Annotated in this window: 19 protein-coding genes, 1 tRNA gene and 1 pseudogene; 12 read left to right on the top strand and 9 right to left on the bottom strand. The window is 67.5% G+C overall.

Going from position 1 to position 19,343, the window contains the following annotated elements; translation table 11 throughout:
- Positions 1-115 (top strand): annotated as a pseudogene (locus CCR87_RS11850) (IS5/IS1182 family transposase); the annotation flags it as partial.
- 405 nt (positions 116-520) lie between these two features.
- On the opposite strand, the gene CCR87_RS11855 reads toward CCR87_RS11850, so the two are convergent.
- Both CCR87_RS11855 and CCR87_RS11860 read right to left on the bottom strand, forming a co-directional pair.
- On the bottom strand, positions 521-721 hold the full coding sequence (locus CCR87_RS11855; RefSeq protein ID WP_201157776.1) for a hypothetical protein: 201 nt from the start codon (positions 719-721) through the stop codon (positions 521-523).
- Positions 718-1,131 (bottom strand): helix-turn-helix domain-containing protein, encoded by a 414-nt coding sequence (locus CCR87_RS11860; protein WP_201157735.1) that lies wholly within the window; start codon positions 1,129-1,131, stop codon positions 718-720. Before CCR87_RS11860 ends, CCR87_RS11855 begins: the two co-directional genes overlap by 4 nt.
- 295 nt (positions 1,132-1,426) lie before the next feature.
- Between CCR87_RS11860 and CCR87_RS11865 the strand changes: the two genes are divergently transcribed.
- Complete coding sequence (locus tag CCR87_RS11865; protein ID WP_207186628.1) at positions 1,427-1,612, top strand: hypothetical protein; 186 nt, start codon at positions 1,427-1,429, stop codon at positions 1,610-1,612.
- On the opposite strand, the gene CCR87_RS11870 is transcribed toward CCR87_RS11865, so the two are convergent.
- Positions 1,594-2,859 carry a tyrosine-type recombinase/integrase gene (locus tag CCR87_RS11870; protein WP_201157737.1) on the bottom strand — a complete coding sequence of 422 codons (1,266 nt, stop codon included), beginning with the start codon at positions 2,857-2,859 and terminating at the stop codon, positions 1,594-1,596. The genes CCR87_RS11865 and CCR87_RS11870 overlap by 19 nt on opposite strands.
- A 431-nt stretch (positions 2,860-3,290) precedes the next feature.
- Between CCR87_RS11870 and CCR87_RS11875 the strand changes: the two genes are divergently transcribed.
- The 6 genes from CCR87_RS11875 (at position 3,291) to CCR87_RS11900 (ending at position 8,386) form a co-directional block, all read left to right on the top strand.
- Positions 3,291-4,547 (top strand): tyrosine-type recombinase/integrase, encoded by a 1,257-nt coding sequence (locus CCR87_RS11875; protein ID WP_201157738.1) that lies wholly within the window; start codon positions 3,291-3,293, stop codon positions 4,545-4,547.
- A gap of 274 nt (positions 4,548-4,821) precedes the next feature.
- A complete protein-coding gene (locus CCR87_RS11880; protein WP_201157739.1) occupies positions 4,822-5,058 on the top strand; it encodes a helix-turn-helix transcriptional regulator in 237 nt (78 codons plus the stop codon).
- A 168-nt stretch (positions 5,059-5,226) separates the two neighbouring features.
- The gene (locus CCR87_RS11885) at positions 5,227-6,114 is read left to right on the top strand and encodes a DUF7146 domain-containing protein (RefSeq protein WP_201157740.1); all 888 of its coding nucleotides are present in this window, start codon (positions 5,227-5,229) and stop codon (positions 6,112-6,114) included.
- Positions 6,115-6,266: 152 nt separating this feature from the next.
- The gene (locus tag CCR87_RS11890; protein WP_201157741.1) at positions 6,267-7,619 is read left to right on the top strand and encodes a YfjI family protein; all 1,353 of its coding nucleotides are present in this window, start codon (positions 6,267-6,269) and stop codon (positions 7,617-7,619) included.
- A gap of 255 nt (positions 7,620-7,874) precedes the next feature.
- The gene (locus CCR87_RS11895; RefSeq protein ID WP_201157742.1) at positions 7,875-8,159 is read left to right on the top strand and encodes a hypothetical protein; all 285 of its coding nucleotides are present in this window, start codon (positions 7,875-7,877) and stop codon (positions 8,157-8,159) included.
- Positions 8,156-8,386: a hypothetical protein gene (locus CCR87_RS11900; RefSeq protein ID WP_201157743.1), complete on the top strand. Its 231-nt coding sequence runs from the start codon at positions 8,156-8,158 to the stop codon at positions 8,384-8,386. Before CCR87_RS11895 ends, CCR87_RS11900 begins: the two co-directional genes overlap by 4 nt.
- 249 nt (positions 8,387-8,635) lie before the next feature.
- Here the strand turns inward: CCR87_RS11900 and CCR87_RS11905 are convergent, their stop codons facing one another.
- Entirely contained in the window at positions 8,636-8,980 is a 345-nt protein-coding gene (locus CCR87_RS11905; protein WP_242511981.1) for a helix-turn-helix domain-containing protein, read from the bottom strand.
- A gap of 2 nt (positions 8,981-8,982) precedes the next feature.
- On the opposite strand from CCR87_RS11905, the gene CCR87_RS11910 reads away from it, so the two are divergent.
- A complete protein-coding gene (locus CCR87_RS11910; protein ID WP_201157744.1) occupies positions 8,983-9,201 on the top strand; it encodes a hypothetical protein in 219 nt (72 codons plus the stop codon).
- Between the two features lie 80 nt (positions 9,202-9,281).
- Here the strand turns inward: CCR87_RS11910 and CCR87_RS11915 are convergent, their stop codons facing one another.
- Positions 9,282-9,878 carry a VapC50 family PIN domain-containing toxin gene (locus tag CCR87_RS11915; protein ID WP_201157745.1) on the bottom strand — a complete coding sequence of 199 codons (597 nt, stop codon included), beginning with the start codon at positions 9,876-9,878 and terminating at the stop codon, positions 9,282-9,284.
- A 10-nt stretch (positions 9,879-9,888) separates the two neighbouring features.
- Positions 9,889-10,353 (bottom strand): helix-turn-helix domain-containing protein, encoded by a 465-nt coding sequence (locus CCR87_RS17305; protein ID WP_242511982.1) that lies wholly within the window; start codon positions 10,351-10,353, stop codon positions 9,889-9,891.
- A 109-nt stretch (positions 10,354-10,462) separates the two neighbouring features.
- Between CCR87_RS17305 and CCR87_RS11925 the strand changes: the two genes are divergently transcribed.
- Both CCR87_RS11925 and CCR87_RS11930 read left to right on the top strand, forming a co-directional pair.
- The gene (locus tag CCR87_RS11925) at positions 10,463-12,130 is read left to right on the top strand and encodes a site-specific DNA-methyltransferase (RefSeq protein ID WP_242511983.1); all 1,668 of its coding nucleotides are present in this window, start codon (positions 10,463-10,465) and stop codon (positions 12,128-12,130) included.
- 2 nt (positions 12,131-12,132) lie between these two features.
- Entirely contained in the window at positions 12,133-14,811 is a 2,679-nt protein-coding gene (locus tag CCR87_RS11930) for a DEAD/DEAH box helicase family protein (protein ID WP_201157746.1), read from the top strand.
- A gap of 296 nt (positions 14,812-15,107) precedes the next feature.
- Here the strand turns inward: CCR87_RS11930 and CCR87_RS11935 are convergent.
- Together CCR87_RS11935 and CCR87_RS11940 are read right to left on the bottom strand one after the other, a co-directional pair.
- Positions 15,108-15,197, bottom strand: a tRNA-Ser gene (locus tag CCR87_RS11935).
- A gap of 96 nt (positions 15,198-15,293) precedes the next feature.
- Positions 15,294-16,457, bottom strand: coding sequence for a M20 aminoacylase family protein (locus CCR87_RS11940; protein WP_201157747.1), 1,164 nt, complete (start codon positions 16,455-16,457; stop codon positions 15,294-15,296).
- A 312-nt stretch (positions 16,458-16,769) separates the two neighbouring features.
- Here CCR87_RS11940 and CCR87_RS11945 point away from each other — a divergent pair, with 312 nt between their 5' ends.
- Complete coding sequence (locus CCR87_RS11945) at positions 16,770-18,455, top strand: hypothetical protein (protein WP_201157748.1); 1,686 nt, start codon at positions 16,770-16,772, stop codon at positions 18,453-18,455.
- Positions 18,456-18,504: 49 nt separating this feature from the next.
- Here CCR87_RS11945 and CCR87_RS11950 read toward each other — a convergent pair whose 3' ends face one another.
- On the bottom strand, positions 18,505-19,260 hold the full coding sequence (locus CCR87_RS11950) for a hypothetical protein (RefSeq protein WP_201157749.1): 756 nt from the start codon (positions 19,258-19,260) through the stop codon (positions 18,505-18,507).
- Positions 19,261-19,343 lie beyond the last annotated feature (83 nt).

Here is a 19,343-nt window from a genome sequence, read left to right on the forward strand (position 1 = left end):
AATCATGTTCGGCAGGCTCAAGGACTGGCGCCGCATCGCCACACGCTACGACCGATGCCCCAAGGTCTTCCTCTCCGCCATCGCCCTCGCCGCAACCGTCATCTTCTGGCTATGAGTCCTGAGCCTAGGACTGCCACGCCGACCGGAACGTAGAAATCCTACGGCGGCGATCATCGTGACGTGGCTTCTGGAGCCCGATCCTGGCGTGCATTACCCGTTCGGAACCGTAGTTACAGCTGGAACCCCCGTGCTGGGCAGGTGTTTCGGAGTTCTGTGCGCCTCGTTGACGCCGGAGCGTGTCGCGCGATTTCATTACATTCCGTAACCAGAATGTTTACCATGCGTCAACCTGGTCGGCAAAGTGTCAACCAACTCGCGTGATTGTCCATCGACGTTCTGGTCCGAGGTCATGCTGCCGTCCCGATCGCCAGTTGCGCACGCCATCGCCGGTTCCGTCACGCTCTTCGGCCTGCGCTGTGCCGGCAGGCCGTTACGATCAGCCTGCCGTGCCTTGTCCTCCTCAGCGCGCCAGTCGACGCCCCCTGTTCCCCCAGATCGCCCTCCGAAGCAGCTGCACCCGGCGCAACGTCACCGGCGGATCACCATCGCCAGAGATGTCGCGCAAGAACTCGATCCAGCGCCGCTCGTTATCGGTGAGCGCGCCGCAGTAGCAGGTCGGGCGGTCGCGGTGCTCGGTGAACCGATGCGTGTGCCGGCTCATCGACCGAAGATCCCGCGCAGGGTTGCCTTGACCCGGCTGGTCAGCGTGGGGTCGCTGTGGTCGCTGGCCTCGCGGATGGCCTCCAGCCAGGCGACCTCGTTGCGCGTGACGATGGTGCCGAAGATGTCCTCGACGGTCTGCGCCGAGGTGCCGCCCAGTTCCTGCTCCAGGGCGAGCTTGAACATGTGTTTCGGATCGACCTCCAGCGCCTTGGCCAGGGCGGGGACGCGGTCGAGCGGCACCTTGGAGCTGCCCTGCTTCAGCATGGTCAGGAAGTTGATCGAGCGCAGGCCGGCCTCGGCGGCGATCTCCGCCTGCGTCTTCTTGGGCTTAAGCTGCAGGATCCGCAGCTCGAGGAACTGCGCCAGCCGGGTGTCGGCGTAGGGGCGGCCGGGTCTGGTGGTCGACATGGTTGTAGCACTCCTTGTCAGCAGCGCGTCAGTGCGTGCGTCATAAGTGCTTATAGCGACGGCATGATCGGGATATCGCAGGGGACAGCGCGGTGATCTGTGCCCCCTGCGTTTTCGGAGCGAGGCGTTGGTGGGCGCATTGGGGAAGCCGGGCAGCGATGCCGGGACCAGCTTGGCAAGACGATCTGGACCGCTGCACGTCGCCGAAGGATGGCGGAAAAAAATCGCAGATTCCGCGGCAATGCTATGGCGCCGCCGCTATACGCCTCTGTTGCCACAAGCCAGGACCCCACCGATGCCGTCATCACAGCTCAAGAGATTGCAGGACGCCCAGAGGAAGGTGGCCCAGCTGGTTCATCTGGACCCCGTCTATCTGCCCATCTTCGAGCGCCTGGAGGCGGAAATCCAGGCCGCCGAGACGACCGGTGACGCCATCGAGCGGGCGCGGAGGCTGGTCGCGCTTCACAGGGCGAAGGCCTGAAGTGTCCTGTGCGCCTGCTCCAGCGAGGCACCGGCCCCGTAGCGCTCCCGGGTCAGGCTGTGTCCGAGGATGTCGCGACGGATCCGATCATCCACGCCGGCTGCCAGCATCCGATCCTCGAAGCTGTGTCGCAGGCTGTAGAGAACGTGATGCTCGGTCTCCATGAGGCCGTTCTGGCGCAGGAACTTGTTCACCGTGGCCGACAGCGAGGGGTTGTCATGGTAGCGGGGGAAGCCATCGGGGAAGGTGCGAATGGCCTCAAGGCTGACTCCGGTGAGAGGGATGACCCGCCGGGAGTGCTTTGTCTTCACCTGCCGGTCGTCGGGTTCGATGACAATGTGCGGTATGTCGACATCGAGCAAGATGCGCTTCGGTTTCAGGTTGGCGATCTCGCCCGGTCGGCCACCTGTGTTGATCATTGCCAGAAGGATGCAGCGGGCTTCGGCGTTGAGCCCGGCGAGAGCGCCCTCTGCGAGGAGCCTGTCGCGGATCCACGTATCGGAGAAGGGTGGCCGTATCTTGCCTTCGCCCTCTTTCAGCGACAGGTCGGACAGCGGCAAAACGAGGCTGAGCCGCTTCATCTTATTGACCGTCTTCAGGATTTTTCCGAGGTGGATGAGGTCCTTGTTAGCGCTGTTGGCGGTCAGGCCTTCTGCCACGACCCGTTCTACCCACCACTGGCGAAAGTCAAGCATGTCGTCGCCGGTGATCTCGGCGAGTGCCTTGTCGCCAACGATCGCGATGAAGTTGCGCACCGCCTTTTCGTGGGGATTGCGCCAGCGGCGCATCTGGTCGGGACTTTTGCCATGGGTTTTGTCGGCCGCCAGCGTCCAGTAGAGTTCGAGCGCCCGGCTGACCGTGATCGGTGGCTCTTGTGCTCCACCGAGAAAGGCCCGCGCCTCGATCGGATCCGGCTCGCTCTGGCGGACCGAGACATTCTCCACTCGGTCAAGCAGCTCCTCGGTGGGCAGGTGGGCCACATCCACCGCCTTTAGGTAGCGGAATCCGCGCGTGGCGGCCAGCTCGCGTGCGGCGGCAAAGCGGCCATCGGCATCGCTGGTGTCCCCGGCAAGCTTGGCCTCCCACGCCTCGATCATCTGCGCCCAGCTGGCGTCGGCCTTGGTCTGTGCGATGGAGGGCGAGTCCGTGTGCAGGCTGACCCACACGAACTGCCGTGGCTCGATCGTTGCGTAGCGCCTCGGCACACGCCGGTAAAGCTGGAAGGTATTGCTGCGCAGTTTGATCATGTGGACGCACTCTCACCGTGGCGCAGGCCGTCAGCGAACGGACGTGGCCTTGCATACGCTAAGATGAACTAGTCATGTGTAAGATGAAATGTAAAGCTAAATGTATAGCAATAATCGGTGTGGGGCAAAGATCATGCTCAAGAGGTCCTGATTTTTTTAATATAAACAGTAGCTTGAGGATCTTCTTCCTGGGCTATAGTGGCGGAGGAGGTGGCAGCCATCATGGATTCTCAGGAGCTCCGGAGGTGTCTAAAAAGGTCAAGCAAGCACAGGCGTTTCTTGGCTTCCTGGTTCCGGTGGGTTCCTCTACATTCCCCATAGAGCCAGCCCCAAAAGGGGGAAGTTTCGGGGGAAAGAATATGGGAACGGATAAGGGGGAAGGGCGCGGTGGTGCGTATGGGGCCGGGCGCAGGCCCCGCCTGACTGCCACGATGGTCAAGAGCCTCGGGCCGGGGAAGTATCATGACGGGGGCGGCACGGGCCTACTGCTTCGCGTCGATCCCTCGGGCGGGCGCTTCTGGATTCAGAGGCTGACTATTCACGGCAAGCGGCGTGAGATCGGCCTTGGAGGGTTCCCCACGGTCACGCTGTCCGAAGCGCGTGAGGCCGCCGCCGAGAACAAGCGGGCTGCGTATAGGGGCGGCGACCCGCTGGCCGCCAAGCGCCAGACCCGCGAGGCCCTCACCTTCTCGACCGCCGTTGACCGATACCTTGCCGCCAAGCTGGCCGAGTTCCGCAGCGACAAACACCGCAAGCAATGGCGCGCGACCCTCGACACCTACGCCAACCCGGTGCTGGGCGACATGCAGGTTGCCGCCATCGCCGTGTCAGACGTGCAGCGTGTTCTTGCGCCGATCTGGGCGAGCAAGACGGAAACCGCCAGCCGACTTCGCGGCCGGATCGAGAGCGTGCTGGCCTGGGCGACGGTGCAGGGACATCGGACGGGCGACAACCCGGCGCGCTGGGCGGGCAATCTCAAGGAGCTTCTGCCTAAGCCTAGCAAGGTGGCGAAGTCAGGCAATCACCCTGCGCTGGCGCTGGCGGACGTGGCTCGCTGGTGGGTGGACCTCGCCAAGCGTGAGGGCATTGCCGCGCGGGCGCTGCAACTCGTGGCTTTGACCGGCGCCCGGAGCGGCGAGGTTCGCGGGATGGTTTGGGACGAACTCGACCTGGACCGGGCACTGTGGACCGTGCCCGCTGTGCGGATGCAGAAGGGAAACAGGGAATATCGGGTGCCGCTGACCGCTGAGGCCATGGCGCTGCTCAACGGGCTGCAACGTGTGGAGGGCTCACCCTATGTGTTCGCCGCCCCCCGTGGGGGCGCGCTGAGCGACATGAGCCTCAGCGCCGTCATGCGGCGGATGCACGCCGACAAGGCCGCCTGCGACATTGCTGGCGGCACTTCCGAAGGCAAGGCGGGGTGGCGTGATCCCAGATCCGGGCGCCCAGCGGTGCCGCACGGGCTGCGTTCAACCTTTCGCCAGTGGGCCGCTGAGTGTGGCCACGACCGCGACATGTCCGAGATGCAACTCGCCCACGTTGTCGCGGGAGCCGTCGAGCGAAGCTATCAGCGCGCCGACATGCTGGAACGGCGTCGCGCGATGATGGCGCAGTGGGCCGCATTCCTTCGCGGTGAGGAGACTGGGGCCGATGTGGTGCCGCTTCGCAGTGGTGCAGGCGGCGCCTGACCTTCCGGCGCGATGCGTCGAAGGCTAGTCAAGCGCAAAATGTTCCGGGGCGGCCGGTTTTGTGGCTTTTCCCCGGCATGAGGTGGTGGCCTTATGGAACCCGCCCGCTGCTACCGGAAGCTGCGGTGGGTGCCGGCCCGCCCACTACATGCTGTTGACGCAGCATCGGGCAGGCCGGCGGTAGAGCAGGACCTGATAGCCCCTGCCCTCCATATGTTTCCAAGGAAGGCGCGTGCGCAATGGAAAATTGGCCACGCGCGCATGGAGGACTCGAATGTCCAAGCCCAATCAGGCCCTTGAGGCCGCCCCCCAAGCTGCGCCAATTTCGAACCTCGACGTGATCCTGCGCCGCCCCGCCGTGGAGGCCGCGACGGGCCTGTCGCGTTCCACAATTTACTCGCTCATGGCCGCCGGCAACTTCCCCGTCCCGATTCGCCTCGGGGTGCGGGCTGTCGGGTGGCGCCGCTCGGACGTGACCGCCTGGATCGACTCCCGCCAGACGCGCGCGTGATCTCATGTCCCACATGGAAAACCCCGGCGCGCTGGCGGGCGCGACCGGGGCTGGTAAGGTGTGCGATGCGGAAGCCGGGCACCCCCAAGATATAGTGCATGATCACGCGAGGCGCCAGCTTCGCGACCATAGTTCGCACACCGTCTCCTTGGTGAAAGGGGGTGCGGGATGACGGACGCAAGGACCCTGGCCGAGATGCTCGGAGGGCGCTGGAGTGGCCGCTCGGGTAACGCCCCGTGCCCGGTCTGCCAGCCGGAACGGCGGCGCGACCAAGCGGCCTTGTCCGTCACGGACGGCGACGGCGGAAAGCTGGTGCTGCATTGCTTCAAGATGCGGTGCAGCTTCGGTGACATTCTCGACGCGGCGGGCATTGGGCGGGGGGACTATACGCCCCCCGATCCGGCCGAGATAGCGCAGCGTGAGGCCGAGCGGCTGGCTGTAGCTCAACGCAAGGCCGACCAGGCGCTCCGGCTCTGGCGAGAAGCCCAGCCCATCGAAGGCACCCTGGCGGCGCGGTATCTGTACAAGGCGCGCGGCATCCCGCTTGAGCGCCTGCCGGCGGTGCTGCGCTTCCACCCCGAGTGCTGGCACGGTGCCACGGCCCGGCGCTGGCCCGCGATGGTAGCGGCGGTGCAGGGGGCGGGCTTTCCGGCCGTGCATCGCAGCTACCTGCGGCCGGATGGCTTGGGGAAGGCGCCCGTGAACCCGCCCAAGGCCATGCTCGGGGCTGTCGCTGGCGGCGCTGTGCGGCTTGCTGATGGGCCGGGGCCGCTGCTGGTGGGCGAGGGCATCGAAAGCACGCTTGCCGCGTGGGCGCTTCACGGTGACGTCACGGCGCGCGCCTGGGCCGCGCTTTCAACCTCGGGCCTGCGCGGGCTGCGCCTGCCGCCCCAGCCTGCCCAGCTGTGCATCGCGCCGGACAATGACGCCCCTGGAATGGCTGCCGCCCATGCGCTTGCCGAACGGGCCCACGCCCTGGGCTGGGCCGTGATCATCGCCCAGCCCCCGAAGGGGCAGGACTGGAATGACATCCTCGTCGCGGAGGTGGCGAAATGAAGGTTTTCAACAGTTTTGATGAGCAGGGGTTTACTCCTGAGGCACCCCAGCCGCTCTTGCGGGAAATCCCGCCCGGGGCGGCGTACCCCGTTGACGCACTCGGGCCGCTGCGCCCGGCGGTGGAGGCGGTGCAGGGGGCGACGCAAGCCCCAATGGCAATCCCGGCGGCATCGGCGCTGGCCGTGGCATCGCTGGCGGTGCAGGGCTTCGCGGATGTGGAAACCCTCGGGGGCGCGCGCCCGTTGTCGCTCTACCTGCTGACGGTGGCGGCATCGGGGGAACGCAAATCGAGCTGCGACGCCCCGCTGATGGCAGCCCTGCGCACCTTCGAGAGGGAACAAGCTCGCGTCCAGCGCGACGCCTTCCAATCCTGGCAGAGCGCACACGCGATCTGGAAGGGCGAACGCGACCGCATCCTTGCCGAGGCCAAGAAGGGCAAGGGCGAGAAGAAAGCCGCCGCCCGCGCCGACCTAGACGCGCTGGGGTCGGAACCCCAGGCGCCCCCCTCGACCGACCGTACCGTGACGGAACCGACCTTCGAGGGGCTGACCAAGCTGTTTGCCTGCGGGCAATCGTCGCTGGGCCTGTTCTCGGATGAAGGGGGACAATTCCTAGGCGGGCACGCCATGAGCCCGGACAACCGGCAAAAGACGCTGGCCGCGCTCAATTCGCTGTGGATGGGCGACCCCATCCGCCGCACCCGCGCGGGCGACGGCGCCCTGACGCTCTACGGCCGCCGGCTGGCGGTGCACCTGATGGTGCAGCCGGTGGTGGCCCGGGGCTTCATGGGCGACCCGCTGGCGGATGGCACGGGCTTCGCGGCCCGTTTCCTGATGGCTGAACCGGCCTCGACCATCGGCACCCGCCTTCACGCGAAGGCACGGCCCGACCCGATGGCGCTGTCGGGCTTCTCGGGCCGGCTGGGGGAAATCCTCGAAGCCGATATGCCGATGGACCCCGAGACGCGCGAGTTGCAGCCCCGCGCCCTGCCGCTGGCGCCTGACGCCCGCGCGCTGCTGGTGGGCTTCGCGGATGCAATCGAGGTGGCGCAGGCCCCCGGCGGCGCCCTTGCGCACGTCACAGCGCACGCATCGAAGGCTCCCGAACATGCCGCCCGCCTCGCTGGTGTGCTGACCCTCTGGCGCAACCTCGACGCGGTGGAAGTCGCCTCGGCCGACATGGCAAGCGGCATCGCCCTTGCGCAATTCTACCTGACCGAAGCCGCCCGGCTGGCCGACGCGGCGACAGTATCCGCCGAAATCGACCGGGCCGAGAAGCTGCGGCGGTGGCTGCTGGAAGGCTGGCGGGAACCGGAAATCCTGGTGCGCGACGTGCTGCGGCTGGCGCCCATCCGGGCGCTTCGCGAAAGCCCGGCGGCCCGCGCCGCACTGTCGCTGCTCGAAAAGCACGGATGGATTGTGCCGCTGCCCCAAGGCACGGTGGTGCGCGGCACGCCCCGCAAGGAAGCCTGGCGCATCGTGCGCGGGGGCGGCGATGTGGTTTGATCCCGCGAAGGCGCTGGCCGCAATCGAAGCTGAGAAAAATCCAGCTTCAGCCGCGCGTGACGGTGCGACACGTGCGACATGTGCGACACAGGTTCCCGAGGCCCCCGCTCATGTCGCACCGGTCGCACATGTCGCACGTGTCGCACGTGTCGCACGCCCCCGACCTCTGATGTTGCGATCCCGCTTGCCCCCGAAGGCTTCGACCTGTTCGATTTCTTCGAGGAGCGAGCCGCCCTGCGCACGGCTCCGAATGGGGTGATCCGCACCGAGGCCGAGGCCGCCGCGCTGGCCGAGGTTGCGATGGACGCCGGCGTCACCCCCGACGATCTTCGCGACCTTCTGGACCGGATCAGGGGCGCGCCCCCATTGGACGCCGAGGGCCTACCCTTCGCGCCCTGCCGGGTCTGCCTTGGGCGCGACTTCTGGAAACCCGCCGCGCTGCCCATCGAGGGCGAGGGGTGGCGTTGCGCGGCCTGCGTGCCGCCGCCGAAGGCGGGCGGGAGACATGCGTGTTCAGTGCCAGCGGGGCGCGCGCCATGACGCCCCGGACCCTCGTCACCGTGCGCCCCGGCCCGGTGCTGCATGTCTGGCGAGCGGGGCGCGAGGTCGCCGTGGTGCCGCTCGAACTTCACGGGGCGCTGGTGCTCGCCGAAGCGATCTTGCGCGAGGCGCGGGCCGCCCAAGGGTCAGCGGATCAGACCCTGCGGCCCATTGAGAAATCCGAAGGTTCGGCGTGGGACGAACGCGCCACCCGTGGCTTGCCGTAACGGCCCGGAGGGGTTCGCCCTATTGAGAAAAATTAAGGTCTGCGAGGTGATCGCCTGCGCACCCGTGACCGCCATGGGTGTCGGGAGAGAGCGCAGAACCTGAAAAAACCTGAAATGCGGCGCCGGATGGCGCCTGCCCCCGTAGCACCTTCGAGGTGGGCGCGACGGCGGTTACCTGTTCAAAAATGTTCAGGTTCGGCGCGGGATGAACACCGGGCCGCTGGCGGGCGCGAAGGCTGCGGGATGGCCTCAGGCCAAGGGCGTGCCCCGACGCAGCACGACGCCCCCCTCATGATCCTCGGATGGGTCGATGAACCTGATCCCCGCCTCCTCCAGCGCCCGCCGGATCGCAGCATCCGTCGAGCGATTGAGGCCGGTCGCGGTCCTGCGCGGCCCCTCGGCGCGGCGCAGGGTGGCGACCCCGACCTGAGCCTTCTCGGCGACCTGCTGGGCTGTCATGCCAAGCGCGGCGCGGGCCGCCCTGATCTGCTGTGGCGTGAGCGGTAGCATATCGTTTGATTTCAAATTGACATCCCCCATGAGAATGATATTCTGAATATCACTCGGTATCAAAGGTATCAACAGGAGCGCCACCCATGACCGAAGCGAACATCTGCCCCGACCGCCTCTCGTTTTTCGCGATGGACGTTGAGAACCTCGCCGCGACCCTCGCCGCCGCGTCGAACGGCATCAACGCCACCGGCGACACCGAGGCGAGCGCGCGCGTCATGGACGCTGTGGCCGCCGCCCTCCAGCGCCTCTCCGACGCCATGGAAGCCGAGGCTGAGGGCACGCGGTCCCGGCGCGCCGCCTGACACCGCGCCCCAACCGCACCCTGCGAGGCCCTCTCCCGACCGGAGGGGGCCTTTCCTTTACGGCGCCCCACCGACCCGGCTCACCACAACTCCATCCGCCGCGACAGGAGGGCGGCCGTTTGGCCAAGGCCGTTGCGCTCCATCCGGATCAACAGGTCCTCCGGCGTCAGTTCGGGGCGGACCAGCCGCGCGCGCAGGCGGCGAACGGTCAGCAGGGCCGTGGCGCCGTTCGCCGGCAGGTCCAGCGTGTCGGCGATGAAGTCGTCGGCGCTGCGCACGTCGATCTGGAGCCGGCCCATGACCTCGGGCGGGAAGTCGCGCAGGTTGTTGGTGATGATCTGCGCGGCCCCGGCATGCAGCGCGGCGGCGGCGACATGGCGGTCATCCGCGTCAGGCATGTCGGGCAGCGCGGGCTCCAAATGCTCGTGTCCCTCGATCATGGCTTCGGGAAAGGCCGCCTCCATTGCGGCGCGCGCCTTGCGGGCGGCGGCCTCGGGGTCGGGGCGGCTGGCCCGCAGGACATCCCGGATCATGCCGCGCTCGAACTCATCGAGGATGCGGGCCGACCAGCGCACGCGGAACAGATGCGCCTCGGCCAGCGACAGCAGCAGGTTGCGCGTCAGCGGCGGGACCAGCACGCAGGCGTCGGTGACGACGGTGAAGCGGTTGGCGAACACGCGCGGGCGCTCAGATCAGGTCGGCGTCCGAGGCGAACAGCTCGTCCAGCGCGGCCGACCGCTTCGCGTCACGCTCGGCCTGATAGCGGAACAGGTCGTCGGCCTTGATGCGGCGGTGTCGGCCCACCGTCTCGAACGGCAGGGCGCCTTGCTCCAGCAGTTTCACCAGATAGGGGCGCGAGACGTTCAGGATGTCGGCCGCCTGCTGGGTGGTCAGCATCTGGCCCACGGGCACCAGCGTCACCGCCTCGCCGCGGCTGATGTGGCGCAGCACGTCCACCAGCAGATCGACCAGCATGGGCGACAGCACGACCTCGGCCGTTTGGCGCGTCTCGGGGTCGACATAGGGCAGGCGGGCGCCGCCCGCGTCGCGGCGGGTGGCGAGGATCTGCTTGAGCTGGTCGGCCGTGGCGCGATCCTGCGCGGTGGGCAGGCCGTGGCCCAGCGGCTGGGCCATGTTGGCGTTGATGGTCATCGTTGCGCGCTCCCTCCCGATACGGCGCCGGTTCGGGTCCCTTGGCCGTGTCACAGGATGTAACACCCTGGCCCTTTCCGGACAACGATGTTCGAAATATTCGAAACGGATGAACAGGGCGTTGCCGCACCGACCGGCGGTTGCGGCCGACCGGGATCGCGGGCAGGGTGCGGCGAAAATCAACGGTGGACAGTCGTTTATGCCCATTCTGCAGTGGTTGACCCGGGATCAGGACCTGACGGCGGCGGACCGGGTGCCGTATCGGCTGCTGGAGGAGGTGGCGGAGCTGTCGGTGCCGGCATCTGGTCCGGCGGCGGGGCCCGCGCCTGGGACTGGGGGCGACAACCTGCTGGTGCAGGGCGACAATCTGGAGGCGCTGCGGGCGCTGTTGCCGCTCTATGCGGGGCGGGTGAAGTGCATCTACATCGACCCGCCCTACAACACCGGATCGGCGTTCGAGCATTACGACGACAGCCTGGAGCACGCCAAGTGGCTGGCCATGATGGTGCCGCGGTTGCAGTTGCTGCGCGAGTTCCTGAGCGAGGACGGTTCGATCTGGGCTACCATCGACGACAACGAGGGGCATTACCTCAAGGTGGTGATGGACGAGGTGTTCGGGCGGCGAAACTTTATGGGAGAGGTCATCTGGAGGAACTCCGACAACAGCAACAACAACGTCACAAAGTTCTCTCAAGACCACAATACGATCCTAGTCTACTCTAGGCAGGTAAACTGGGGGCCCAACTTTCTTAACGACCCCACAAAGAGAAAACATTTCAAGAACCCGGACAATGATCCTCGGGGGCCTTGGTTCGATGGAAATCCCGTCAATAACCCCGGATTGCGGCCGAGCCTTCAGTACAACATCGTTTCTCCCCAAGGCCACACCATAAAGCACCCTCCGAATGGTTGGCGATGGTCCCGGGAAACCATTTCTGAGAAACTAGAAACAGGAGAGCTTCGGTTTTCCAAGGATGGCACACGCCTCATCCGTCGAACCTATTTGGCCGACATGAAAGGACTTCCGCCATCAACGCTCTGGACTGATGTCGAAGTTACCGGTCACAACAGAGCTGCGAAGTATGAGCTGAAGAAACTATTTCCCAACGTGGCCGTCACCAGCTTGTTCACAACACCCAAGCCGGAGCGGTTGATCCAGCGCATTCTTGACCTCGCGACGAACCCCGGCGATCTGGTGTTCGACAGCTTCCTCGGCTCGGGCACCACGGCGGCCGTCGCGCACAAGATGGGGCGGCGGTGGATCGGGGTGGAGATGGGCGATCATGCCCGCACCCACTGCGCGCTGCGCCTGCGCAAGGTGATCGAGGGGGAGCAGGGCGGCATCTCCCGCGACGTGGGCTGGCAGGGCGGCGGGGGGTTCCGGTTCTGCACCCTCGGGGCCACGGTCTTTGACGGGGCGGGCCGGATCAACCCGGAGATCCGGTTTGCCGACCTCGCCCGCCATCTGTGGTTCACGGAATTCCGGGTGCCGATGGCGGCGCCCGATGTTGGCCAGGTAGGGGGGCCGTTCCTGGGCGCGCATGACGGGCGGGGGCTGGCGTTGCTCTATAACGGCATCCTGCGCGACCGCACGGCCGGCGGAGGCAATGTGCTGACCCATGCCGTGCTGCGCCTGATCCGCGAGGGCGCGCAGGCCGCGGGCTGGGACGGGCCGATCACCGTCTATGGCGCCGCCAACCGGCTGTCGGAGCGGACGCTGGCGGGGGCGGGGATGAGCTTCCGCCAGACCCCCTATGACATCAGGGCGCGGGTGTGACGATGGAGTTGAAGAAGTACCAGCAAGCCGCCCTCGATGCGCTGTCGCGGTTCCTGACGGTGGCGGCGGCCAAGGGCCCCGCCGGTGCCTTCGCCGCCGAGGTCGCCCGGCAGGCGGCGGAGGCGAAGCTGGAGGGCCGCACGCTGGCGCCGCGCCGGTATGTGCCCCTCTCGGAAATGGCGGCGGTCCCTTACGTCTGCCTGCGCCTGCCCACGGGGGGCGGCAAGACCCTGCTGGCGGCCGAGGCGATCCGGCTGGGGGCGGAGTATGTGCGCAAGCCGCATCCGGTGGTGCTGTGGATGGTCACCTCGGACGCGATCAAGCGCCAGACGGTGGAGGCGCTGAAGGATCTGCGCCACCCCTATCGCGTGCGGCTGGACGCGGTGACGGGCGGGCGCACCCGGGTGCTGGACATCGAGGAATTCGAGACGCTGCTGCCCACCGACATCGGGCGGTTCACCTGCGTGGTGGTGGCGACGATCCAGTCGTTCCGGGTGACGGACACTGGCCAGCGCAAGGTCTATGCCTATCACGAGGCGTTCGAGCCGCACTTCGCGGGGCTGGCGGACGACGGGATGGAGGTGGTCACGGCCGAGGACGTGGCGCGCGAGCCGCTGCTGGCGGGGCGCGAGGGCCGGGTGAAGTTCAGCTTTGCCAACCTGATGTATCACCACGAGCCGCTGATGATCGTGGACGAGGCGCACAACGCGGTCACCGGGCTGTCGCGCGCGGTGCAGGCGCGGCTGCGGCCGTCCGCGATCATCGAGTTCACGGCGACGCCGCGGGGGGTGTCGAACGTGCTGTTCTCGGTCACCGCGGGGGCGCTGAAGGACGAGGAGATGATCAAGCTGCCGATCCGGGTACGCCCGCACGACAGCTGGCAGGAGGCCGTGCGCGGCACGGTGGTGACCCGCAATATGCTGGAGGAGAAGGCGCAGCGCGAGGCGGAGTTCCTGCGACCGGTGGCGCTGTATCAGGCGCAGGCGAAGAACGGGCACCCCACCGTGGCCGAGTTGAAGGCGTATCTGATCGAGCATGCGCTGGCGCCCGAGGCCACGATCAAGGTGGCGACGGGGGAGCAACGGGAGCTCGACGGCGTGAACCTGCGCGACCCCAACGAGCCAACGCGGCACATCATCACCGTGCAGGCGCTGCGCGAGGGGTGGGACTGCCCCTCGGCCTATGTGCTGTGCGCGACGCAGAAGGTCGCCTCGGCCACCTCGGTGGAGCAGTTGCTGGGGCGGGTGCTGCGGATGCCATACGCCAAGCGGCGGCGGGACGCGGCGCTGAACATGGCCTATGCCCATGTGGCCGAGCCGTCCTTTGCCGAGGTGGCAGCGAGCCTGCGCGACAAGCTGATCGACATGGGCTTCACCGACGAGGAGGTGCGCCAGTCACTGCGGCCCGCCACGGTGGAGCAGGACGACCAGGGCCATCTGTTCGACCCGGACCCGGTGGCGCCGAAGCCGGTCCTGACCTTCGAGATCCCCGACACCGAGGAGGCGCGCGCGGCTCTGGGCGCGTTGGCCGAGGAGGGCGCCGAGTTCATCCGCACTGATACCGGCACGCTGAAGGTCGGTGTGAAGGGGGTCGTGACGCAAGCGGTTGCGGGCGCGCTGGAACAGCACACGCCCGAGGCCGACCGCCCGACCCTGCGGGCCGAGTTCGACCGCCACGCCGCGCAGGTGGCGGCGGCGCTGTCACCCGCCGACAAGGGCGCGGCCATCGAGGTGCCGTTCCTGATGGTCGAGATGGAGGGCGACCTGTTCCAGGCCGACAGCGCGCTGATCATGGAGCGGGTGGAGTGGTCCCTGCTGAGCCATCCGGCGCAGATCACCGAGGCGGAGATGAGCTTCCGCCGGGCCGAGAACGTGATCGAGATCGACATCGAGGGCGAGAAGCTGGTCTATTCCCAGACCCAGACCACCCAGCTGCCGCTCTCGGGCCTGGGCGCGCCGGACGAAGCGTCGCTGGAAGCCACGCTGGTGCAGTGGCTGGAAGGCCGGTGCCGGATGCCGGACATCCCGACCGCCGAGCTGTCGCCCTGGCTGGCGCGGCTGGTGTCCTGGCTCGTGGCCGAGCGGAACATCTCGGTGCGCACGCTGATCGACTGGCAATACCCCCTCGTCACCCGCACCCGCGCCAAGATCGCGGAGATCCGGGCCGGCGTGCAGGCGGGCGCCCACCAGATGGCCCTGTTCGAGGACACGGCGGTGCTGGGCACCGATCCCTCCTGCATCGCCCGCTTCGACGCTGCGAGCTATGCCAACGTACCGACAACCACGACCGGCGCCTTCCGCCTCCAACGTCACCTGCTGGGCCCCGACCGGGTCCCCCTGATCGACGGCGACCTCGGCGGCGAGGAATTCCAGTGCGCCTGGGCGCTCGACAGTCTGGAGGCGGTCGATCTGTGGGTGCGTAACCTGCCGCGGCACCCCGCCAGCTTCTGGCTGCCGCGCGTGCAGGGCCGCTTCTACCCCGACTTCATCGCCCGCCTCACCGATGGCCGGATCTTCGTGGTCGAATACAAGGGCGAGCATCTTGTCACGGCACAGGAGGCCCGCGAGAAGGACCTCATCGGCCGACTGTGGGCCAAGAACACCGGCAACGTCTTCCTGACCGTCCGACGGATGCAGCATGGTGTGGGACCGGTCGATCAGATGCAGCACGCTATTTCCTGATCGGCTCTCGGGTGACCAACCCGCGCTGTGTGCCCATGGCTGTACCGACCCTTGAGGTCCTCGCGCGCCTGCTCTGGCCTGAACCAAGAGCGTGGCGCACCGCACCCATAGCCCTGCGGCCGGCGCCGAAATGATCCCCGAGTGGCCTCATGGGGCCGCCGGCCGATCCGATCAACCCTGCAGTATCGGGCCACCTGTTCCGGCAAAATCCGAGGGCATCCGGCATAGAGGGAGGGAATAATTGGGGGAATGGACTTCAAAAAATCCATCAATAACAATGATTTATGTGGCATAAATGGCGGAGGAGGTGGGATTCGAACCCACGGAAGGCTTTCACCCTCAACGGTTTTCAAGACCGCCGCATTCGACCGCTCTGCCACTCCTCCGGATGGCGGGATGTGACACCGTGCGCCGGGGGGGGTCAAGCGGCGTTCCCCGTCCGGGCGCAGGCGGGCCCGGACGGGGCTGGGCGGGGCTGGGCGTCACAGCGGCAGGCGGCGCTCCACGATGCGCGCCAGGATTGAGGCGCCCACCGGCAGGCAGTCGTCGTCGAGCACGAAGGCGGGGTTGTGCAGCGGCACCGACCCGTGCTGGCCCAGCGTGCAATAGGCGCCGGGGACGACGTGCAGCATGTCGGCGAAATCCTCGCTGCCCATGCGGCGGGTGGTGGTTTCCTGCGTGTTGTCCGCGCCCACCACATCGGCCGCGGCCGCGAGGTATTCGCGCGACAGATCGGCGTCGTTGACCAGCACGTCGAAGGCGTTGCGCAGGTCGGGGGTGATGGTGACGCCATGGGCCTGGCCCAGCCCCGTGCACAGCGCCTCGATCCGGTCGTGGATCAGGTCGCGGATGGAATGCTCGAACCAGCGGATGGTGCCCGACAGCACCGCGCGGTCCGGCACCACGTTGTAGGCCGATCCCGCGTGCAGCTGCGTGATCGACAGCACCGCGGCCGAGGTGGCCGGCAGGTTGCGGCTGACGATGGTCTGCATCTCCTGGACCAGGGCGGCGGCGACGACGATCGGGTCGCGGCCCTGGTGGGGCATGGCGGCGTGGCTGCCCAGCCCCTCGATGGTGATGTCGAAGAAGCTGGCGCCGGCCATGGCGGGGCCGGGCTTCACGCCGACCTGTCCGTGGGGTGCGCCGGGGTTGTTGTGGATGCCGTAGGCCTCGTCGCAGGGGAAGCGGGTGAACAGCCCGTCGGCGAGCATGCGGCGCGCGCCGCCCAGGCCCTCCTCGGCGGGCTGGAAGATCAGCACGGCGGTGCCGGAGAAATTGCGCGTGGCGCACAGGTACTGCGCGGCGCCCAGCAGCATCGTGGTGTGGCCGTCATGGCCGCAGGCGTGCATCTTGCCGGGGATGGTGGAGGCATACGGCAGGCCGGTCGCCTCGTGGATCGGCAGCGCGTCCATGTCGGCGCGCAGGCCCACCGAGCGGTTGGAGGCGCCGCGCCCGCGCACGATGCCCACCACGCCGGTGGTGCCGATGCCCTCATGGACCTCGTCGGCGCCCCAGGCCCGCAGCCGCTCGGCGACGAGGGCGGCGGTGCGGGTTTCCTCGAAGCCGATCTCGGGGTGGGCGTGGATGTCGTGGCGGATCGCGGTCAGGGTGTCGGCCTCGCGGGCGATCTCGGGGGTCACGGGCATCGGGGGCTCCTTGGATTGGAAGGGCCAGCATAGACCGGTGCCGTGGGGACATGCCAGCGCCCGCCCGTCCGTCTGACACCGAACCGGCACTGGTGAAAATAGCGGCGGGGTCCGCTCCAGGCGGCGTGGGGGCGAAGGCGCGATTGCCTTTGTGGCGAGAACCGGCTTAGATCTTGTCTCGCCCCCGTGCCGCGAGCCACGTCCCCCATGATGCATGCCCCTTCGACCGATTGTGCACCGTCGGCAGGGGATGCGGCCCCCCGGACGGGGCGCTGTGTCATGGTCCTGGGGATGCACCGCAGTGGGACCAGCATGTTGGCGGGGACACTGGCGGCGGGAGGTGTGCATCTGGGGCGCGTTCTGGACGCGTCGTTCACGCTCAACCCCACCGGGCTGCGCGAGCCCGAGGTCCTTGTGCACATGCACGAGCATCTGCTGGAGACCAATGGCGGGGCCTGGCACAGGCCGCCCGATCGGGTCGTCTGGGGCAAGCTGCACACGGGCGTGCGCGATCTGTTCATCGAGGCGCGCGCCGCCGCCGCCCCGCCGGGCCGCCCCTGGGGCTTCAAGGAGCCCCGTACACTGCTGGTGGCCGAGGGCTGGATCGAGGCGCTGGAGGACTGGCGCGGCGTGGGGATATTTCGCCACCCCGCCGAGGTGGCGGCCTCGCTCGCGCAGCGCAACGGCTTCGATCGCGACAGGGCGCTGGGGTTGTGGCTGGCCTATAATCGCCGGCTTCTGGCGTTGCAGCGGGCGCATGGGCTGACGCTCATGGAGTTCGGCGCCGACCGGGAGCGGATGCGCGCCGATCTGGCCGCAGGCCTGTTGGCGCTGGGGTGCGATGTGGCGGCGGCAGGGCAGGTCCACGATGCGGCCATCCCGCGCCATGCGGGCGTGGGGACTGATGCGCCGCTGCCGGATGCGGTGGCGGAGGTGCTGGCCGCGTTGCGCGCGGCGGCCCGCGGGCCCGGCCGGGTCACCCCGCCACCGCGTCCCGTACCGCCCCCCGCAGCGTCGCCCCCCGTCCCGCGCACCCTGGCCGATCTGCACAGCATGCGTCTGTTTCCCAGGGACCTCGGCGCGGCGGCCTACATTCCCAGCGGCATCGCCGCGCGCTGTGACTGGGTGGTGCTGAGCGATGTGGAGCCGCCGCAGGCAACGCTGGTGCGGTTGTGCGACACCGACCGACCGCGCCATGTCTTTGTGTCCCTGCGCAACCCCTCAGCCGCGCTGCGATTTTTCTTCGAGCGGGTACTGCCGGAGATCCCCGGCCCCTTCGTGCTGATCAGTGGGTCGCAGGATGTCACCGTGCCGGTGCAGACCGACCGGCGCTGGCGTCCGTTTGATGCGCGGGAACGGGCGTGGATCGAGGACCTGCTCGCGGATCCGCGGCTGATCCGCTGGTTTGCCGAAAACCTAGACACCGCCGGGCATCCGCGGATGGAGCCGATGCCGGTGGGGATGATCTGGCCCGCGGGAGTGCCGGATCCGGACGCCCCTCTGCCGGTTCCAGCGCCGCTGGGACCGCGTCCGCTGCGGGTGTTGTGTGCGCATCGAATCCGCGAGGGGGTGCAATGGCAGGCCCGGCGCGACGTTAGCGCGCTGGCGGCCGGCTCCTGGGCTGCGTTCTCAACCCTGCCGGACCGCGAGCTGTCGGAGGCCGAATTCGCGGCACAGCTTGCGGCCCACAGCTTTGTGCTGTGCGTTGAGGGTGGTGGGCTTGACCCCTCGCCCAAGGCCTGGACGGTGCTGCTGCACGGCGCCATCCCGATCCTGCGCGACACCCCCGTGGCCGCGGCCTATCGCGGATTTCCGGTGGTGGTGGTGCCAGAATGGTCCGCAGACGCCCTGACACCTGCTCGTCTGGGGGCGTGGAAGGCGTCCCTGCGCCCCAGCTTCGAGGACCCCGTGCGCCGTGCGCGCGTTCTCGCGCGCCTTGGAATCGCGCATTGGTGGAAGCGGGTGTCGGTCCATGTCCCGCCACCGCCTCAGATGTGAAAAGAAGCAGTCGTAGCCACCCCTTCGGATCGTGTCGGGTCGGTGGTGTTCAGGCCTGCGATGCCTTGCGCCGCCAGCCCATGAGCCCGAGCAGCCCCAGCCCACCCATCAGAAGCGGAAGCGCCGCCGGGACGGGAATGACAGTGGTCGGCGATGTGCTGAACGTGGCACTGAAGCTGCCACCCTCGCGGGCGCCCTGCAGGTCGCCCGCGATTCCGGCGAAGCCATCGAACACGTTCAGGAACGCCAGGGCGTTGCTGTCGGACGTCATGCTGAAGGTGAAGTTCCCGGAGGTGGTGATGGCGGGGCCACCAGTGTTGAGCACGTAGTCGTTGATCGACCAGGCGATCGGTATGGCGCCGCCAAAATTCAGCGTTCCGGATCCCAGGCCGGTGGTGCTGTTCGAAAGCCCGAGGATATCGGCCATGAAGGAGGAGATGGAGAACAGCCCCAGATTGGTGCGGTATTCGTTCCGCAAGCCGTTGGGGCCGCCGAAGCCTGTGGTCGTGTCTTCGTCGACCGCGTCGAGGAGGCTCGTCACCCCCTCATAGGCCATCTCGGAGGTGATCGACCATCCAAGCGGGGCTGCCCCGGTGGGGTTCTGGAAGCTGTTGGAGGTCTGGAACTGCCCCTGCATCACCATTGCCCGGGTGGCGGTGCCGTTCGGAACATCGAAGGAAACCTGCCCGCCGGTCAGGGTGATGTCCAAGGACCCGCTGATGGTGCTGGCCTGAACATCTGCAACGGTGAAGGCGACCGCGACCATTGCCAGTCCTGAAACGTACTTGTGCATGGCGATCCCCATGAAGTGCTTCCTTAAACTAAAGGATATGCTCTATATCCAGAGGAGTGTGGTCCATAATGATCTTTCGATCAAGTACCAAGTGT

Source organism: Rhodobaculum claviforme (genome assembly GCF_016653255.1).
GTDB lineage: Bacteria > Pseudomonadota > Alphaproteobacteria > Rhodobacterales > Rhodobacteraceae > Rhodobaculum > Rhodobaculum claviforme.

What these genes read in the sequence shown, in the direction of transcription:
- CCR87_RS11855 (WP_201157776.1), bottom strand. Translation starts at nt 721, where the DNA reads ATGAGCCGGCACACGCATCGGTTCACCGAGCACCGCGACCGCCCGACC.
- CCR87_RS11860 (WP_201157735.1), bottom strand. Translation starts at nt 1,131, where the DNA reads ATGTCGACCACCAGACCCGGCCGCCCCTACGCCGACACCCGGCTGGCG.
- CCR87_RS11865 (WP_207186628.1), top strand. Translation starts at nt 1,427, where the DNA reads ATGCCGTCATCACAGCTCAAGAGATTGCAGGACGCCCAGAGGAAGGTG.
- CCR87_RS11870 (WP_201157737.1), bottom strand. Translation starts at nt 2,859, where the DNA reads ATGATCAAACTGCGCAGCAATACCTTCCAGCTTTACCGGCGTGTGCCG.
- CCR87_RS11875 (WP_201157738.1), top strand. Translation starts at nt 3,291, where the DNA reads ATGGTCAAGAGCCTCGGGCCGGGGAAGTATCATGACGGGGGCGGCACG.
- CCR87_RS11880 (WP_201157739.1), top strand. Translation starts at nt 4,822, where the DNA reads ATGTCCAAGCCCAATCAGGCCCTTGAGGCCGCCCCCCAAGCTGCGCCA.
- CCR87_RS11885 (WP_201157740.1), top strand. Translation starts at nt 5,227, where the DNA reads ATGACGGACGCAAGGACCCTGGCCGAGATGCTCGGAGGGCGCTGGAGT.
- CCR87_RS11890 (WP_201157741.1), top strand. Translation starts at nt 6,267, where the DNA reads ATGGCAATCCCGGCGGCATCGGCGCTGGCCGTGGCATCGCTGGCGGTG.
- CCR87_RS11900 (WP_201157743.1), top strand. Translation starts at nt 8,156, where the DNA reads ATGACGCCCCGGACCCTCGTCACCGTGCGCCCCGGCCCGGTGCTGCAT.
- CCR87_RS11910 (WP_201157744.1), top strand. Translation starts at nt 8,983, where the DNA reads ATGACCGAAGCGAACATCTGCCCCGACCGCCTCTCGTTTTTCGCGATG.
- CCR87_RS17305 (WP_242511982.1), bottom strand. Translation starts at nt 10,353, where the DNA reads ATGACCATCAACGCCAACATGGCCCAGCCGCTGGGCCACGGCCTGCCC.
- CCR87_RS11925 (WP_242511983.1), top strand. Translation starts at nt 10,463, where the DNA reads ATGAACAGGGCGTTGCCGCACCGACCGGCGGTTGCGGCCGACCGGGAT.
- CCR87_RS11930 (WP_201157746.1), top strand. Translation starts at nt 12,133, where the DNA reads ATGGAGTTGAAGAAGTACCAGCAAGCCGCCCTCGATGCGCTGTCGCGG.
- CCR87_RS11940 (WP_201157747.1), bottom strand. Translation starts at nt 16,457, where the DNA reads ATGCCCGTGACCCCCGAGATCGCCCGCGAGGCCGACACCCTGACCGCG.
- CCR87_RS11945 (WP_201157748.1), top strand. Translation starts at nt 16,770, where the DNA reads ATGTTGGCGGGGACACTGGCGGCGGGAGGTGTGCATCTGGGGCGCGTT.
- CCR87_RS11950 (WP_201157749.1), bottom strand. Translation starts at nt 19,260, where the DNA reads ATGGGGATCGCCATGCACAAGTACGTTTCAGGACTGGCAATGGTCGCG.